Source organism: Saccharothrix sp. CB00851 (assembly GCF_001905065.1).
Taxonomy (GTDB): Bacteria; Actinomycetota; Actinomycetes; order Mycobacteriales; family Pseudonocardiaceae; genus Actinosynnema.
In genome coordinates, this window is sequence record NZ_LWLC01000050.1 from 17,353 (window position 1) to 35,071 (window position 17,719).

Annotated in this window: 14 protein-coding genes; 5 read left to right on the forward strand and 9 right to left on the reverse strand. The window is 68.8% G+C overall.

Annotated elements, in window-relative coordinates; translation table 11 throughout:
• Window positions 1-8: 8 nt before the first annotated feature.
• Window positions 9-1,613: an alpha-amylase family glycosyl hydrolase gene (locus A6A25_RS36820; protein ID WP_073898300.1), complete on the forward strand. Its 1,605-nt coding sequence runs from the start codon at window positions 9-11 to the stop codon at window positions 1,611-1,613.
• Window positions 1,614-1,762: 149 nt separating this feature from the next.
• Here A6A25_RS36820 and A6A25_RS36825 read toward each other — a convergent pair whose 3' ends face one another.
• Window positions 1,763-2,506 (reverse strand): alpha/beta fold hydrolase, encoded by a 744-nt coding sequence (locus tag A6A25_RS36825; RefSeq protein ID WP_073898302.1) that lies wholly within the window; start codon window positions 2,504-2,506, stop codon window positions 1,763-1,765.
• A 243-nt stretch (window positions 2,507-2,749) separates the two neighbouring features.
• Window positions 2,750-3,730 carry a ParB/RepB/Spo0J family partition protein gene (locus tag A6A25_RS36830; protein WP_241829114.1) on the reverse strand — a complete coding sequence of 327 codons (981 nt, stop codon included), beginning with the start codon at window positions 3,728-3,730 and terminating at the stop codon, window positions 2,750-2,752.
• A gap of 286 nt (window positions 3,731-4,016) precedes the next feature.
• Between A6A25_RS36830 and A6A25_RS36835 the strand changes: the two genes are divergently transcribed.
• Window positions 4,017-5,372, forward strand: a complete 1,356-nt coding sequence (locus A6A25_RS36835) for a serine hydrolase domain-containing protein (RefSeq protein WP_073898305.1) — start codon at window positions 4,017-4,019, stop codon at window positions 5,370-5,372.
• Between the two features lie 37 nt (window positions 5,373-5,409).
• On the opposite strand, the gene A6A25_RS36840 is transcribed toward A6A25_RS36835, so the two are convergent.
• From A6A25_RS36840 to A6A25_RS44425, 4 genes are all read right to left on the reverse strand, one after another.
• The gene (locus tag A6A25_RS36840) at window positions 5,410-6,312 is read right to left on the reverse strand and encodes a GNAT family N-acetyltransferase (RefSeq protein ID WP_158073889.1); all 903 of its coding nucleotides are present in this window, start codon (window positions 6,310-6,312) and stop codon (window positions 5,410-5,412) included.
• A 116-nt stretch (window positions 6,313-6,428) separates the two neighbouring features.
• Window positions 6,429-7,280 (reverse strand): hypothetical protein, encoded by an 852-nt coding sequence (locus A6A25_RS36845; RefSeq protein ID WP_143193657.1) that lies wholly within the window; start codon window positions 7,278-7,280, stop codon window positions 6,429-6,431.
• A gap of 62 nt (window positions 7,281-7,342) precedes the next feature.
• Window positions 7,343-7,837: a hypothetical protein gene (locus tag A6A25_RS36850; RefSeq protein ID WP_143193658.1), complete on the reverse strand. Its 495-nt coding sequence runs from the start codon at window positions 7,835-7,837 to the stop codon at window positions 7,343-7,345.
• A 93-nt stretch (window positions 7,838-7,930) separates the two neighbouring features.
• Window positions 7,931-8,092, reverse strand: a complete 162-nt coding sequence (locus A6A25_RS44425; RefSeq protein ID WP_158073890.1) for a hypothetical protein — start codon at window positions 8,090-8,092, stop codon at window positions 7,931-7,933.
• Window positions 8,093-8,262: 170 nt separating this feature from the next.
• On the opposite strand from A6A25_RS44425, the gene A6A25_RS36855 reads away from it, so the two are divergent.
• The gene (locus A6A25_RS36855) at window positions 8,263-11,343 is read left to right on the forward strand and encodes an AfsR/SARP family transcriptional regulator (protein WP_073898314.1); all 3,081 of its coding nucleotides are present in this window, start codon (window positions 8,263-8,265) and stop codon (window positions 11,341-11,343) included.
• A gap of 46 nt (window positions 11,344-11,389) precedes the next feature.
• Here A6A25_RS36855 and A6A25_RS36860 read toward each other — a convergent pair whose 3' ends face one another.
• The 3 genes from A6A25_RS36860 to A6A25_RS36870 all read right to left on the reverse strand — a co-directional run bounded on the left by A6A25_RS36860 (window position 11,390) and on the right by A6A25_RS36870 (window position 15,809).
• Window positions 11,390-14,431 (reverse strand): amidohydrolase family protein, encoded by a 3,042-nt coding sequence (locus A6A25_RS36860; protein ID WP_083668962.1) that lies wholly within the window; start codon window positions 14,429-14,431, stop codon window positions 11,390-11,392.
• A 210-nt stretch (window positions 14,432-14,641) separates the two neighbouring features.
• The gene (locus A6A25_RS36865; protein ID WP_073898318.1) at window positions 14,642-15,457 is read right to left on the reverse strand and encodes a shikimate dehydrogenase family protein; all 816 of its coding nucleotides are present in this window, start codon (window positions 15,455-15,457) and stop codon (window positions 14,642-14,644) included.
• A 94-nt stretch (window positions 15,458-15,551) separates the two neighbouring features.
• Entirely contained in the window at window positions 15,552-15,809 is a 258-nt protein-coding gene (locus tag A6A25_RS36870) for a hypothetical protein (protein WP_073898321.1), read from the reverse strand.
• Window positions 15,810-16,147: 338 nt separating this feature from the next.
• On the opposite strand from A6A25_RS36870, the gene A6A25_RS36875 reads away from it, so the two are divergent.
• Both A6A25_RS36875 and A6A25_RS36880 read left to right on the forward strand, forming a co-directional pair.
• The gene (locus A6A25_RS36875; RefSeq protein WP_073898323.1) at window positions 16,148-16,723 is read left to right on the forward strand and encodes a DUF2399 domain-containing protein; all 576 of its coding nucleotides are present in this window, start codon (window positions 16,148-16,150) and stop codon (window positions 16,721-16,723) included.
• A gap of 645 nt (window positions 16,724-17,368) precedes the next feature.
• The coding region (locus A6A25_RS36880; protein WP_198932987.1) for a transposase family protein at window positions 17,369-17,719 on the forward strand (351 nt) is incomplete at its 3' end.

A 17,719-nucleotide genomic window follows, 5' to 3' on the forward strand; every position in this document is an offset into this window, starting at 1 on the left:
AACGCCCCATGTCCGAGCCCCGTTCCGCGCTGTCCTGGCTCGCGGACGCCGTGCTCTACCACATCTACCCGCCGACGTTCGCCGATGCCGACGGCGACGGCATCGGCGACCTGGCCGGGATCACCGAGCACTTGGACTACCTGGAGTGGCTCGGGGTCGACGTCGTCTGGCTGAGCCCGTGCTTCGCCTCGGAGTTCGGCGACGGTGGGTACGACGTGATGGACTACCTGACGATCGCGCCGCGGTACGGCACCGACGAGGACGCGGCGATCCTGATCGACGCGGCGCGCAACCGCGGGATGCGCGTGGTGTTCGACCTGGTGGCAGGGCACACGTCGCACCGGCACCCGTGGTTCAGGGAATCGGCGGACACACCCGGCGACCACCGGTACATCTGGTCGGACCGGGTGGCGTCGCCGACACGCGAGTGGGTGCCCAACCACGGCAAGCGGGGCGGCTTCTACCGTGCGAACTTCTACCCCATCCAGCCGGCCCTGAACTTCGGCTACGCCCGTCCGGACGAAGCCGAACCGTGGCGGCAGCCCGTCGACGCCGAAGGCCCACAGCTCAACCGCGCGGCGCTGCGAGAGATCATGCGCTTCTGGTTCGACCGCGGTGTCTCGGGCTTCCGCATGGACATGGCCTACTCGATGGTGAAGGACGACCCGGGCCGGGTGGAGACGGCCAGGCTGTGGGGCGAGATCCGCGACTGGGTCGACCGCGAGTACCCGCACGGCGCCCTGCTGGCGGAGTGGGGTGACCCGGCGACCTCGATCCCGGCCGGCTTCCACGCCGACTTCTTCCTGCACTTCTCCAGTCAGGCGCTGCGGTCGCTGTGGGACAACAACACCGGCAGCCTCGGCCCGTGGAGCGACGGCAAGCCGTGCTACTTCGACCCGGACGGCAAGGGCTCGACGCGGACCTTCCTGGAGGAGTGGCGAGAGGCCGAGACCGCCACCAACGGCTCCGGGCTGGTCGCGCTGCCTACCGCCAACCACGACTTCTCCCGTCTGACCTGCGGCCCGCGCAGCCGCGACATGGTCGCACCGGCGTTCGCCCTCCAGCTCACCTGGCCGTCGCTGCCGGTCGTCTACTACGGCGACGAGATCGGCATGCGGTACCTCCTCGGCCTGCCCGACAAAGAGGGCAGTCAGTGCGACATGCAGGCCCGCCAGGGTTCACGCACGCCCATGCAGTGGAACAACGGCGCGAACGCTGGGTTCTCCACCGCTGCGGCACAGGACCTCTACCTGCCCGTCGACCCCGATCCGGACCGCCCCACCGTCGCCGACGCCCTGGCTGACGAGTCGTCGCTGTTGCACCACGTGCAGCGGCTGATCCGGCTGCGCAAGCAGACCCCCGCCCTGGGCACCGCTGCCCCTGTGCGCGTGCTGTTCCGCGACTACCCCTTCGTCTACACCCGGGCCGACAGCCATCTGGTCGTCATCAACGGCCGCCAGGAGCCGGCCGGCGCCCCGATCGGCGTCCGCGGCGCCCGTCCGCTCGCCGTGCACGGGGTCGAGGTGGTGGACGGCGAGGTGAGGGCACTGGGCTTCTCCTACGGGATCTTCGAGCTGCCCTCCGGTGCCGCGGGGATCGTCGGCCGACCGTAGCCGGGCGTTGCGCGCGACTGCCCGTTCCACCCACCACCGCGACACCGCCCACCACCATCGCCGCGCCGTCGGCAGACGGCGATCGACGGCCGTGGGCGAGTACCCACGGCCGTCGACACCGACCACCGGATGTCACAACGCGCCGATCGTCACGCGGCGGACGCGTCCACGGCGTCTCGGATGAGCCCGGCCACCTCGTGCGGGTGCGACATCGGACTGGCGTGGCCGGAACGGAGGTGGACGACCTGCCGCGCGCGCATGCGCTCGGCGAGCCGGACCTGCAGCCGCGGGTCGATGATCTTGTCGTCGTCCGACACCGCGTACCAGCAGGGGACGGTGCTCCACGCGCCACCCTCGCCGAACTCGTTGACCGCCTTGGCCGTGGTGGCGCCGACCGCCAGGGCCGGCTGCGCCCCGGCGAGCGCGCGGGCCTCGGTCCGGGGCAGGTCGGGCGCGAAGTAGGCGAGGAAGGCGTCGGGCTCCAAGGTCACCGATCGGGTCACCGGGTCGCATCGGAGGTGTTCCGCCGAGGGCAGCGCCGGGAACACCGCCAGTTGATCGGCGATCGTCTCATCCGGTGCCGGGGCGAACGCCGCGACGTACACCAACGCTTTGACCAGAGCCTTGCCCGCGGCGGCGGCGCTGATCACGGCACCGCCGTAGGAGTGGCCGACCAGGACCACGGTGCGACCGACGTCCTCGACGGCACGCCGGACGACCGCCACGTCCTGCGCGTAGTCAAGTTCCGGTAACTGGACGGCCCGCGCGTCGTACCCGGCGCGGTTGAGCGCTCGCGCCACCCTGGACCAGCTCGACGCGGTCACCCAGGCTCCGTGCACGAGCAGCACGGTGGCGCGCCCGCCGACAGCGGTCCGGTCGGTGCTCGATTCCATTGTTCCTCCTCCTCACGATGGGTTTTCGGCGCCGCGACACCGGATGTCCGAACACCGCGGTCTGCGGCACAGGACGCCGTCGACGCGGTGGTGGCGGTGTATCCCGCCCGCGGGACACGGCGCCGTTCCACGCACGTGCGCAGCCCGGCGCCGTACCCCCGGCATCACCACCCACCGCTCGCCGGTGTCGAAGCGGTCGCCTCGGCCGCGCAGTTCACACCGGAGCAGCACGACACAGCGTGGTCAGGACGCGTTCCGAGCCCGGTGGTCGAGTTCGTCGGCCACTTCGTGCCACATCCGCGCGTACCCCCGCGCGAGCCCTGCCACCACCGACGCGCTGTACCCCGGCACGGCGTCGAGCAAGGCGTCCCGTTGGCCGCGTCCGATGGCATTGGCGTTGAGCCAACGCAACAGGCGGCGGCCCGCGTCGTTGAGGCGCAGGCGCGGATCCCTCGCCAACTGGTGGAACGCCGAGTCGAGGTCGATCGGCTCGACCACACCGCCGGGGCGCCCTGCGTCCTGCCGCGGGACGGTGGCGTGCGCCACCACCCCGGCCCGCCGCACTCCGGCCGGTACCGGGTCCTCGCCGTTGCGGATGCGTTCCCGGACGTCGCGCGCGGTGGCCACGGAGATGCCGGAGGCGCTCGCCACCTCGCGCAGGGTGACGCCGGGGCGTCGCTCGAACAGCTCACTCGCCTGGCGCCTGCCGTCCGCGCTGCTGATCGGCCTCGTCCGGCCGTCGAGACCGACACGGCGGCTCAACAGGCTCACCCCGGTCGATCGCGACCGGAGGTTCGAGACCGTGCGCGGCGCCATCCCGGTGGCGACCGCCACCGCGCGATCCGACCACTGCGGGTGCGTGGCCATGATCCGGACCGCCGCCGCTTTCCGGTCCGCGAGCGAGAGCGGCAGGCCGTGCGCCACGTTGGCCTTGACCGCCAGCACGAACGCCTCGTGCTCGTCGCCGTCGAAGAAGCGGATGCGGATCTCGGTCGCACCCCGAATTTCGGCCGCGCGCAGCCGGTGCATGCCGTCCACGACGCGCATCGTCCTGCTGCTCACCAGGATGGGCGGCAGTTCCGCCTCGGTCTCGGCGAGCAACTCGGAGTGCTTCTCGTCCCTACCACCCAGCCGCGGCGAGTCCGCGGGCAGAAGTGCGGTGAGCGGGACAATGGCGTCGAACGCCTCTCGCCTCTGCTCGTCTTCGAGGTGCTCCACGCGCACCCCGCCATCTTTGGGAACACCAACCTCGTCTACCGGTCTGATGGTCACCGTGTCGTTCACCGACCCCCGGGTCCGTTCCATCACCTGGTTCGCGTGCTGTGGTGCCGCGAACAACACCAGGCTGGCAGGGGCCGCTACCGGTGGACTACTCGACGGCACCACGCGTGCCGATCAGTGTTTTCGCGGCTGCGCAGGACTTCACGAGGGCTGACAGCGCAACTGTGGCGCTCCGTGAATCCTGAGTAGGGTGCGGTCCCGGAGGCTTGGTCGATCGGAGGACCCGTACATGAGCCGAGCGCACGCCGCCGCCGAGTGGATCACGCGGGTGTTGCCGGGACTGTTGGAGCGGCACGAGGTGCCCGGCGCGCAAGTGGCGGTGCTGGCGGACGGTCGGATCGCGGGTGCGGCAGCCGGCGTGCTGAACATCACCACGGGAGTACCGGTCGCCGACGACGCGCTGTTCCAGATCGGCTCGATCACCAAGGTGTGGACGGCGACCCTGGCGCAGCAACTCGTCAACGAAGGGCTGCTCGACCTGGACCGGCCGGTGCGCGACCACCTGGTCGACTTCCGGCTCGCCGATCGGTCCGCCGGTGGGACCGTGACCGCCAGGCAGTTGCTCAGCCACACCGGGGGGTTCGAAGGTGATCTGTTCACCGACACCGGCACGGGTGACGACGCCATCGAGAGGTACGTGGCCGGTCTCGCCGACGCACGTCAGGTGTTTCCGCCCGGCGAGCGGTTCTCGTACTGCAACAGCGGTTACCTGGTGCTCGGTCGCCTGGTCGAAGTGTTGCGGGACAAGCCGTTCAACGCGGTGCTGCGCGAGCGCCTGATCGACCCGCTCGGACTGGCCGACGTCGCGACGTCACGCGACGAGGCGATCGTTCAGCGTCCCGCCGTGGGACACGTCCGCTCCACGTCCGGCGGCGCGGTGCAGCCGGTCCGGGTGTGGTCGATGGAGGCTTCCAGCGCTCCGGCGGGCGCACTGCTCGCGATGAGCGCACGTGATCTGCTCGGCTTCGTTCGGATGCACCTGGAGTGCGCTGATTTCGACGCGATGCGGGAACCCCAGGTCGCGGTCCCCGACCTGGGGATGATCAGCGGCCACTGGGCGCTGGGGTGGGCACTGCCCGACTACCGGGGGCCACTCGTGCTCGGCCACACCGGCAGGACGGCCGGGCAACGCGCGTTCCTGCGCGTCGTGCCCGACGAAGGTGTGGCGGTGGCGATGCTGACCAACGGCGGGAACGTGTACCCGGTGTTCGTCGAGGTGTTCGGTCACCTGCTCAGGGAGCTGGGCGGAGTGGTCCAACCCGACTTGCCCGTTCCACCGGCAGCGCCGCTGCCCGTCGATGCCGCCCGGGTCATGGGGACGTACCGGTCACCCGTCGCCGACAACACGGTGCACGTCGACGCCGACGGACGCGCATGGCTGAGGATCTCGCCCCACACCGCGCCCGCCGATCAGGACTCCTTCACCGCGGACGCACACGAAGTGGTCGCGTTGGGTCCGGACAGGTTGATCACGGTGGCGCAGGAGGAAGGAGCGCACTCCGTGATCGGCCTCATCGAGGATGCCGTCGACGGCCGCGTCCGGTACCTGCACACCAGCCGCGTGATTCCCCGGGTGCACAGGTGAGCACACCATCCGGCGCCCCGTCACGGGCAGGCGCTGGTCACCTCGCGCCGAGGTCGGCCTCCAGCTCGGCGAGGTCCCGGTTGACCGCGACCATGGTCCGGACCGTGGTGAAACCCAGCTGGTGGTTGACCCGGATCATGTGCTCGTTGCCGGCGCCGGTCGTCGTGTAGATCCGGTCCAGGTCGGGGCGATCGGTCAGCAGCCAGCGGATGAGGTGCGCCTTGATGCACCGGCCGAGCCCTTGGCCCCGGTGCGGCGGCGACACCGCGGTGTCGCGCTGGAAGCCCCAGAACGGGCGGTGGGGGTGTAGTTCGAGTTCGGTCAGTCCGGCGACTTCACCGCTGTCCTCGTGCACGGCGACGACCGCCCGGAGCTCGATGTTGTTTCGCCGCAGTTCGGCCTCGCGCGCCCGTACCCGCGCCGCGGTCCACTCGGGCTCCTGGTAGCCCAGACTTCCCAGCGGTGCGTCGTGCATGGCGTTGCGGGCAGCGGCGAAGGACTCGATGAGGTCCTCGGGCACGACGTCCACCCAGCGCCGCAACCGATAGCCGGCGGGAACGTCGTCCTGCCACAGTGCGCTGTCGGTTTCGGGGATCACCAGCGCTTGCATGAGCACGGTGTGCACGGATCGGAAGTTCAGGGAGCTCGCCCACCGTTCACCGTCGCTGCCCTGGGTGATCTGCCAGGTCTCGACCAGGCGGCGATCGCGGGCGCGCAGCTCCGGGATGACCGCTTTCAAGATCGCGGTGCCGATCCCCCGACGACGGACCCGTGGGTGGACGATGACCTCCGTCAGCCCGATGTGGCTGCTCTCCTCCTCCAGGAAGTAGACGATCGCCAGCCCCACGACCTCACCGTCCAGGCGCGCGACCCAGTAGACCACCGGCCCGAAACCGACGAACGGGTTCTCCAAGCGGCCCAGGACATCCTCGTAGCTCAACGGGGGCTCATCAGGGCGGTCGGTTGCCTGCCTCGCCAGCATCACCTGGTGGTACCAGCGGAGATCGCTCTCGGTGGCGCTCACGGGATCGAATCGCTCGACCTCAAGACCTGCTGTCACGGGCGGTTCCTCTCCTCGGTCGCGACGCTGGGCTGATCTGCCCGCCGCTCGGACGTCACGGTTGCGGTGCTGATGATCAGCAGCGCGATCATGACCATGCCGAAGCTCGGCAAGCTCATGAAAAACATGATCCCCAAGTGGAGCCCGCACCCGAGCACCAGTGCGATCAGCCGGTGCTTTCGCCGGCCCAGCGTCAACAGCGCCAGCGCCACCTGGACGCCGACCACCGACCACGAGAGGAGGGCGACGAACCAGTAGGAGTCCATCACCGGCGAGAGCAGGTCACGGACCGGCGCCGGGAACCCGTACTGGGGATGGTGCGCCACGACGGACAACGCGGCGCCATGCCGCCACAGGGGGTCCATCAGCTTGGCGGTCACCGCACCGAGGTAGATCAGGCAGAGCTGCCCGCGCAGGCCGAGGTGGGCGGCGAACGCGCTGCCCCGCCACGACGGTGCGAGCGGGCGGAGCACGGGCTGCCAGTGCCATACCCGGTCGTCGCCCAGGCACATCGGGACGAGCAGCATCGTGGCGACCTGCGCGATGGCGTCCCCGCCGTTGGCCATCTCCATCGCCGCCGCGAGGCTGAAGGAGATGTACCAGTGCGGCACGCAGGTCCACCGCGGGCTGAAGCCGACCAGGACGAGCACCAGCACCGCGACCGCGAGGGCCCGGCTGATCAGCAGGCCGGACTCGGTCGGTCCCATCAGGCACCACAGCGAGGCCGCACGCACACCTGTGCACCGCATGCCGTTCGGCAGCTCCGCGGTGCGGATGAACAGTTCTGAATCCGAGCTGAAGAGGATGGTGAGCAGGCTCGTAGCAGCCAACAGGCTACGGCCGACCACGAGAGGCATCCCTCGCGGCTCTGCCTTGTCGATTGCGCGGGACAGCCGTCCCACCAACGTGCTCACGTCCGGCACTGGAGGTCCACGAACGCGATGCGGAACACGCGTCGGGGCTGCTCCGGAATTTCACGGGAAACCAAAGGCGACGGGCGTTCCACGGTGATGGCGAGCTGTCCGCACAACACCGGGTCCTCGGCCCGGTTCTCCGCCCGGTACGGTTCTACGCCGTTCCGCACCTTGCCGCACTCGGCGGCTTCCCGTTCGTCACAGGGCAACCAGAATTGGTCGGGTATCCGGCGCGCAACTGCGCGCAACTCCGCTGACTCGGCATATCCGGCCCGACTGAGCCCCCAGGACCACGCGTCCCATTCCCGACGTTCGGTCCACTCGCCCAGCCGTGGGCTACCGGGGACAACCCGGTAGCCCACGAGCAGGTCTCTGTCAAGATCCACGAAGAACGTCCAGCGCTGCGGCCAGACCTCGAGATAGCCGGTGAGCCGATTGCGCAGCCCGGCGACGTCCAACGCGGCGAGCCACGTGATCACGAGGCTGGTCACCAACACCGTGGCCGTTAATGCGAATCCGTGCAGCCCACGCGCAGCATCCCCTTCGGGATGAATTGCTCGCCCCACCGGTGGCATCTTCACAGCTCACGTACCTTGACTGCACACTTCCTGACCGGTTCCCTCGTTCACCACACTGTTGTCCGCGTACGGTTTGTCACTCACTTCCGCGGACGAACCGCCGGCCGTCACCACCACGACGAACACAGCCGCGGACAGCGCAAAGCCAACCGAAAGCGCCTTCTTCACAACAAATCCCCCGTGAGCAAAGTCGTCGACATAGCGCTGCGGGTCCGACTGCGTTGGCGGACCCCGGCCTCCACCACTATGGCATCATAGGCTACCTGAGCGCTATCGAGTCACTACTCACGGTACAAGCTTGCCGCGGTCGACCAGTCAGACCAAGGGGTGTTGTCACGTTGGAGTTCCGAATCTTGGGACCCCTGGAAGTCCGCTCCGACGGAAGCCCGGTTCGCATCGGCGGAGCGCGACAGCAGCGGCTCCTCGCGCTGCTGCTGCTGACTGTCAACCGGGTCGTTCCGGTCGAGCGCCTCGTCGATGAGCTGTGGAGCAGTCCTCCCCAGTCGGCGCGCCAACAGATCCACAACGCCATCGCAGGCCTTCGGCGCACACTGGCCGAGCACACCGCGGACGTGCACATCCGGTGGACCGAGGCCGGTTACCGGCTCGACGCCCCTGAAGCGTCGATCGACGTCAACCAGTTCCTGCGCCTCCTCGACGAGGCCAGGCACGCCGAGGCCCAAGGGCGGTTGACCGAGGCGGTGGCCGCGTTGCGTACCGGGCTCGAGATCTGGAGGGGCGACGTGCTGGCGGGACTCGGCGGCACGACGATCGCGAACGCAGCCGCTGGGTTGCACGAGCAACGGCTCAGCGCCGTCGAGAGCCTGATGTCCCTGCGCCTGCGGACCGGGGAGACCAATTCGGTGGTCGGTGAGCTCCGACAACTCGTCACCGAACACCCGCTGCGGGATTCCCTGCGCATCAGCTTGATGCAGGCGCTCCACCGCAGCGGACGACAGGCCGACGCGCTGGCCGTGTACGACGACGGCAGGAGGATGCTGGCCGACGACCTCGGGCTCGACCCGAGTCAGGAACTCCAGCACGTGCACGCCGATGTGCTGCGCGGCACGCTGGAACCCGCCCCCACACCCGGGCCGGCCGAACCCAACGGGGACTTGGCCCCGCAACTGAGCGTTCGGTCCTACTTGCCCCACGACACGAGCGACTTCTCCGGACGGTCTGCGGAACTCCTGCAGCTGCGCGCCGCCACCCAGCCCACATCGCCGACCGCGATCACGATCTCCGCGGTCGACGGTATGGGCGGGGTCGGCAAGACGACGTTGGCGGTCCACTTGGCGCACCAGGTCGCGGCCGACTACCCGGACGGCCACTACTTCATCGACCTGCGCGGTTTCACAGCCGGGATGAGCCCGGTGTCACCGGAGCAGGCGCTGGACATGCTGCTGGGCGACAGCGGGGTGCCTCCCGAACTCATACCGTCCGCACTCGAGAGTCGAAGTGCGCTCTGGCGCTCGCGCATGGCCGGCCGACGAGTGCTGCTGATCATCGACAACGCGGTCAACGCCGCACACGTACGGCCACTGCTGCCGGGAGCCGCCGGTGCGCTCGTGGTGGTCACCAGTCGCAGGAAGCTCACGGCGTTGGAAGGCGCGCTGCCGATCTCCCTCGACGTGCTGCCGCCCGAAGACGCGATCACGCTGTTCGAGAAGATCGCGGGTGCGGAGCGCGTGGCGACGGAACCCGACGCCGTTGCCACCGCGGTCGAGTTGTGCGGTCGGCTGCCGCTCGCCATCCGGATCGCTGCGGCACGTCTGCGGGATCGCACGAGGTGGACGGTCGCGGAGCTGGTGAACCGACTGCGGAACCACGCACAGCGCGTCAGGTTCCTCGAGATCGACGACCGCGGCGTCATGGCGGCGCTCAGAGTGTCGTACCGCTACCTGTCACCGCCGCAGCAACGGCTGTTCCGGCTGCTCAGCCTCCACCCCGGCGGTGACTTCGACGCCTACAGCGCCGCCTCCCTCGCGGGTCTGCCATTGGACGAGGCCGAGCAACACCTCGACTCGCTGTTCGACGACAACCTGCTCAAGCAGAACACCGCCGGGCGCTTCTACTTCCACGACCTGATCCGCGACTGCGCCCGTCAGCTGCTCTTCGAGGAGGACGGCGACGCTGAGCAGCGTGCCGCACTCGGCCGGCTCCTCGACTACTACCTGCACGCTGCGTATGTGTGGTGCCGTCACCACCACAACGCCATCTACCGCGACGCCCCCCGAGTGGAACACGTTCCCGAGCAGGTTCCGGTGGTGTCCACCGCCCAGGAAGCAGTCGAACTCCTCAACGTGGAGTACGCCAACCTCGTCGCGGTGACGCGGTTCGCCGTGGACAACGACTGGCACCGGCACGCCTGGCGGCTGGTCTGCGCTCTGCAACCCATGTTCAAGTTGCACAACTACGGTGGCCCGTCCTACGACTTGTTCGAGGGCGGAGCACGGGCCGCCCGCGCGTCCGGTGACGTGCGCGGCGAGTCCGCCTGCCTGCAGGGACTCGCGGCCGTCTGTCGCGATCACCGGTCCACCGCTGAAGCCCTGGAACACATCGAACGGGCCCTCAAGTTGAGCAGGCAGATCGGCGCCCCCGAGAGTGAGACCGCGCAGCTGGTCGACCTCGGCAACCTGTTCCTGCACGAAGACCGTCTCCAGGAGGCCAGGGAGATCTTCCACCAGGCCGAACCCCTGACCGCACGGGCGTCGAACACGTTCCTGAGCCTCGCGGTGGCGAACAACCTGGGCGTCATCTGCCGGGACTTGGGAGACTTCACTCAAGCGTTGCACCACCTACGGCGGGCCGAGACGCTGCTGACCGCCGAGGACGTGCGGTCGGCGCAGTTCATCTCGTGGTGCATCGGGTCGGTTCTGCACGCCATGGGAGCGCACGAAGAGGCTCGGCGGGAGTTCACGCGTGGTTTGGAGATGAGCACGGCCTCGGGGAGTTCCCACGGCGAGGCGTTCGCGCTGCTGGGTCTCTGCGGTGTCAACCGATCCCTGGGCAACCTCACCGAGTCGCTCGACCAGGGTCGGCGAGCGCTGACCACCGCCCGGCGGTTCGAACTGCGCGTCGTCGAGTGCGAAGTGATGAACTGCCTCGGTGAGACCAGCCTCGCCATAGGGGACTCCGACCGCGCCAAGCCGACTTTCGAGCTGGCGAGGGAGGTCGCCGACCGGTTCGGCATCGCCCGCTACCGGGCACGTGCGCTGGAGGGTTTGGCCCACGTCGCGCACACCCGAGGTCACCTGACCGAGGCCCGGCGGTACTGGGAAGAGGCAATGAGCACCTACCCGGACGGCATGGTCGACATCGAGTACGTCCGCCGTCACCTGGCCGCTCTCGGCGACGGGACGGTCGTCTGCTTCCGGTGCGAGGTGACCGGCGGGCCACCTGCCGCACCCCGGAGCTGACCGGCGGAACGCGCACCGAACCGGTCGATCCGACGCCGCGCCGGTGTCACACCTGCCCGCAGCACACGTGTGCCGCCCATTCCGGCTGGTGCCACCAGTGCTCGGCATCGACCGCGGTGTGGTGGTGCGAGCGGGACTTCTCCTGGATGGTGGGTTGCGGCCTCCGGAACGGAGCGAGCAGGTCTTCCACTCGGTGCACGGTTCCACCGACCGCGACCTGGCGCACCGCCGCGGCGGCACGGATGTCCGCCAACGGGTTGCCTGCGACGAGCGCGATGTCGGCGTACGCACCGGGCCGCAAGGTGCCCACCCGCCCCGACAGGCCCAGCCACTCCGCCGGGTTGCGGGTGGCCGTGGTCAAGGCCTCCAGCGGGGTGAAGCCGAACTCGACCATCGCGCGCAGGTTCTGGTGCGTCGCGGTGGCCACGTTGTCCAGCGGCGCGTCCGTGCCGCAGATCACGAGTCCGCCGCCGCGGTGCACCCGCAGCACCATGTCCACCCAGCCCGCGAGGATGTCGCGCGAATAAGCCGATTCCGGCGTGCCCGCGGCCTCGGCGTCGGCGACGTACCGCTGGTACTCCCATGGTGGGAACAGCACGCGGGTCCGTTCGTCGGTGACCAGGGACTTGTCATCGGCGTAGAGGGCTCGGGAGTGGAACAGGGTCGGAGTCACCGACATGCCAGAGCGGGTGAAGAGCTCCACCACGTCCTGGTAGGCGCGGCCCGTGCGGCTCACCGTGTGCGAGTAGCCGAGCCGGTTCGTCGCACCGACGTGTTCCATGCCGTCCATCCCGATGGACGCGGCGGGGTACAGGTAGTGGGACGACAGCGGGACACCGGCTCGGTGCGCAGCCAGCACGGTCTCCCGCTGCAGTTCCACGGGCAGCCGCACGTAGGTCTTCACCATGTCGTAGTCGAGTTCGAGAGCCCGCCTCAACTCCAGGTCCAGTTGCGCGCGGGAGAGCGTGGGGCGCATGAAGTTGTAGAAGACGCGCGAGCCGTCGATCGCCTCGCCGGTGCCGTAGAACCGCGGCCCCACCAGGGTGCCCGCCACCATCGCCTCCTTGGTCTCCAGCATCTGGTACACCGGGTCGCCCGGCGAGCGGGTCGTCGTGATGCCGTAGGCGAGCCATGTCCTGCCCTGCCGCGCACCCCACTGGCGGCCGCGCAAGTGCCAGTGGTTGTGGACGTCGATCAGTCCTGGGATGGCGACGAGGTCACGCGCATCGACCACCAGCTCCCCCGCCGCCGCCCGGTGCGGCCGGACCTCCTGGACACGACCGTGTTCCACGACGATGTCGACATCGTGGCGCAAGTCGCGTCCCTCCCCGTCCCACACCGCGCCAGCGTGGATGATGGTGCGGTGCGGCGGTTTCGGCCTGCGCCAGGAGAAGTCCAGGCTGATGGTGCGAGGCGGCCCGCCACCGAGGGAGCCCCGACGCAGCACCCCGTTGCACAGGTAGATCAGGGCGTCCGACCCGCACCACGCCAGGGAGTCGGTCACCTCCCGGGTGACCTGACGGGGGTCGCCGAGGAACCGGCCCGCCGCGTCGACCGCCACGACCCAGACGACGCTCTCCACGACGAACGCCAGGTGCCGGCCGTCGGGTGACCACACCGGCCCGTCATCACCACGGGTGGCGATCGAGCGGAACGGCATCGGCTCGGTGTAGCGCAGCTCCCCGCTGGGCAGGTGCACGGTCAGGATCTGGCTGGTGCCCTCCCGGAAACGCCGGGAGAATGGCTTGACCGCGGCGAGCGCGAGCACGGTGCCGTCGGGGGACCAGGTCGGCCTGCCGGGACTGAACAGCGTCGGCGTGACCTGCTTGGAGGTCCCACCGGCGACATCGAGGACCCACACCGCGCCGTCCTGGTCCACAAACGCGACCTGCCTGCCGTCCGGGGAGAACCGCGGCGACGTCTGCGCCCCGGAGAACGCCCCGCCCAGTGCCGAGTCGTCGCCGGTCACTAGGTCGCGTAGGCGCAGCGCTGGAACGCCGTGCCGGTCGCTGGAATACACGATGGAGCGGCCGTCCGGCGCGAAGTCCGGGTCGGAGTCGAAGAACGCGCCGTCGGTGACCTTGCGGGGTTTACCGCCCTTGATCGGGACCACGTGGATGGCGTTGAGCGCCCGAAACGCCACCTGCCGCCCGTCCGGTGACACGACGGGACTCGCGATGCCACGCACCGGGCCGCCGTCGACCTCGCGCACAGGGCGGCGGGGCACCCGGCGGGTGACCGGCACGATCGCGTCGAACGGGATGTCCCTCACCGTGCCGTCGGGTTCGCGGCGGCGGATCCGCCCGTCGGCGGTGTAGAGGACGGACTCGCCGATCCAGGTGGCGGCGAAGCCGAAGACGTCCTCCCCGGTCGTGAGTTGCCGGTCGCCCAGGACAAGGTCCGCGCGGTGACCGCGCACGAGGGTGTAACCCGGGGTGCGGCCGTCCGGTCCGAAGGTGGCGCCGTGGATGCGACCGCCTGCCGGTGCCGTCACCACGCGGACGCGCTGGGTGGTCGCCACCGTGACGACGTCCGCAGCGTTGTCGTTGACGGTAAAGATGATCCGCTCACCATCCAGGGACCAACGTGGAGCGGCAGCCTCGTCCGGCGGTCCGGTGACCGCGGTGAGCTCTCCGGACTCGATGTCGAGCAGCCAAACCCCGTAGTACCCACCGCGGTCGCTGGTGAAGGCGATGCGCCTGCCTTCCGGCGAGAACGCAGGTTCCCGGTGGTCGAACCGACCACGGGTGAGCTGTCGCGGCTCACCGCCGCCGACATCGACGGTGTAGAGGTGGAAGTTCCCGTCGCGGAAGGACTGGAACGTGATCGATCGCCCATCCGACGACCACGACGGCAGGGTGGCGTCCTGGAGGTCACCGGTCAGCCTGCGTGCGGTACCGCCGCTCGCCGGCAACACCCAGATCACACCGACCGGGTCCATCGCTAGCCACCGGCCGTCCGGCGACACCGCGACCGAGATGTTGGTGCCTTCCCGCAGCACGGCCAAGTCGCTGGATGCGCCGGGTGGCTCGCCGCCTGCTTGCGCGTGCTGTGCCGCTCCCGCAGCCACCGCACCCGTGGCGCTCATCGCGACAGCGATCCGACCGGTTCGCGCCAAAACCTCACGACGGGAAAGATCCCCGTGGGCCGTCATGCCTCCTCCTCGAACAGCGTTCTTTCACCACACTGCCACAGTTGGTCACCCGGCAACGGTTCGTTTCCACGACGGGCTCGACTCCGATCGGTGTAAGAACGCGCAGCGGCCCGGTCGCAGCCCGGCTCAGGGGTGATCGCGTCGTCAGGCGCGGGAGATCCCGAAGAAGTCCAAGTAGCTCGCGACCTGGTGGGTCAACATGTGGATGCCGTGGTGGACGGGGTGTCCCAGTTCAGCCGCCCGGGCCAGGAGGCGGGTCTCCTCCGGTTTCATGATGATGTCGGCCACGACCGCGTCGGCGCCGAGTCGATCGAGAGTGAACGGCAACTCGTCGTCCGCACGCAGGCCCAACGGGGTCGCATTGACCACGACGTCCGCGCCCGTCAGGTCCGGCTCGGTCGCAGTGATCACCCGGTCGCCGAGCCTGCGGGCCAGGTCGGCCACGCGCTCCGGGTCGCGGTCCACCACGCGCAGCTCCGCCACGCCCGCATCCAACAGGGCCACCGCGATGGCGCTGCCCGCACCGCCCGCACCGACCACCACCACCCGCCGGCCCGAGGGGGCGCGGCCCTGGTGGCGCAGGCCCGCGACGAAGCCCGTGCCGTCGAAGTTCTCGGCATACCAGGTGCCGTCGGGTTCACGGCGCAGCGCGTTGGCGCTGCCGGACGCCTCCGCCGCCGGACCCACCCGATCCGCCAGTTCCCGGACCGCGATCTTGTGCGGCACGGTGACCAGCAGGCCGTCGAGGTTCCGCACGTGCCGGAGACCATCGAGCAGCGCGGTCAGCCCATTGGGCGGCACGTGCACGGGCACGAGCACCGCGTCGACGCCCAGCCGGGCGAACTCGGCGTTGAGCAATCCGGGCGCTCTGACCTGCACGACCGGGTCGCCCAAGACGCCGAACAGCCTGGTAGTGCCTGAAATCCGACCCGCGTCGGTCGTTCCCACCGCGCTCGTCATCGCTGCGGCACCACCTTGACCGCGGCCGTTTCGAACTCCAGGGCGATCTTCTCGGACGCCATCACACCGCCCGTCTCATGCGGCGCGTCGACGTTCATGCCGAGGTCCGAGCGGTTGATCTCCGCACGGGCACGCGCATCACCCTCGGGTCCTCGGCGACGCCGTTGAACTCCCAGTCCACGTCGATCCGCTCGGTGACGCCCTCCGTGGCGAGGCGGCCGGTCATCAGGAAGGTCGGCTCACCGGTGGTTTCCACCTCGACGCCATGCGACATGATCCGCAGGAACTGCACCACGTCGATGACCTCGTTCGTGCGGAGGTGGTGGCGATTGAACCCACTCATCGAGCTCATCACTCCCACTGTGATTCGACTTCGCATTACCCCATCCACCCTACTCGAGGATCGGTAGCACGCACACTAGGAGTTCCTGGCTCTCATCGCCCGGACAACCCTTCCGGCGGTTCCGCGAACGAACGGCCATCTCTACGGATGTCGCCCGGTGGACCCAAATGCCGCCCCTCATCCCCTACATTGCGCCCGAAGCTGGCGTTGCACGCACGCTTCTCCGCCTCGACACTCTGATGATCGAGCTCGGGCCGCTCGACAATGCGGTCAGGTACTCGGCACGCCACATACTCGGACATCAGAACGGCTGAGATATCAGCCAGAGCCGGGCTCTGCTGACCGAGGTGGGCGTCCTCGCCGACCGGTTGTCCGCAACGGTCCTGTTGCACCAAGTTCGAGTGGTCGGCGACGGCCCGGTGGACCGCCGCCTGCGCGACGCGACCACACCGGTAGCGATCACGCTGCTGGACCTGACCGTGCACCCACCCACGCTGGCTCCCCAGGTGCTCACCGTTGTGGAGAACCCTTCCGTCCTCGAAGCCGCGATGCGCCACCGAAGCCCGCTCGCCTTCGCATGCACCAGCGGCCACCTCGGCAGTGTCGACCACGCATTGCTCCAACTCGCCGTCGACCAGGGCGTTGCCTTGCGCTATGCGGGAGACCTGGACGGCCCTGGCCTGCGCATCGCCGGACAGGTCGCGACGACGTACGGAGCCACGCTGGTCGCCATGTCGGCGGACATCGTCCGGCACGCCGGGGTGGAGCCGTCCGCCGTGCCGTTCGGTGAACCTGCCGACTGGCTCGATCCCGGACTCCGAGAGGCCATCGCCCTTTCCGGACGCATCGTGTACCAAGAACACGACGCGGTGTTGGGAGAACTGCTGACGGATCAGCCCGATCTACATAAGCACTCGACTTGAGCACGAATCATATCCATACGACCGTCCGCATGCCTTGGAAAGTCACGTGTCGACGCAGTCGTCGAGGTTGTCGAACTGCCGCTGAACGCGTTCGGCGCCGCAGCTTTGCACCTCGTACAGCCTCCAGCACTTCCCGCCATATCATCCAATAAGGCCATCAGCGCAAGCGTCCAACTATTGAAGTTTGCGATGTTGTCAGCATTTTTAGCGAGTTCACTTCGCGTCGTTTAATGCCGAAAATGCTCGCAGCCGCCGCCCGTAGTGACGGAGCGTGTTCACCGAGGAGGGGTTCGGCTTCCACTGCATGAAAGTCTCTGTGGGGAATCCCCCACTCTTGCCAAAGGACGCTCGCACCCCTGCTAAGCTGGACTTATGAGCCACTCCTCCTCGACAGGAGTGGGAAATTTCCCACGGACGCGTGTTCGGGCAAACTCGGACACATTGTTACCCCATGGGGTAGGTTCCATCATAGTGGACCAGCCCTGTGGGGTTTTCCCAGGGCGATTGCGTAGTCGGGCAGCAATGCGCTGAGCTGGGAGTTTGTGGAGTGAAGGGCCTTCGCGGAGGCGATGGCGGCGGGTGAGATCGCATCGGTGATCATGGAGTTGCGACGCTTCACGACTCCGAGGAAGACCCCACCCGCCGATGGCATCATCTCTCATCACCGCACTGACCGTCACGCCACCCACCCTCGACCACCCACCGGCACCCGTCACCGACGGTGAGCACAGTGGTCTGCTGGACGCCCTGGCGAAGGTCCCGGACCCGCGTGACCCGCGCGGAATCCGTTACCCGTTGTCGGCACTGCTGATGGTCGCGGTCTGCGCGGTCCTGGCCGGAGCGTCGTCATTCGCGGCGATCAACGACTGGCTGCAGGATCTCGACCGTCACGCCCGCGACCGGCTCGGTATCGATCGCATCCCTTCCGCCACAACGATGTGGAGGTTGCTACAGATCTTGAAAGGCCAGCATTACGGTGGTTCCGGTTCGAGGTCC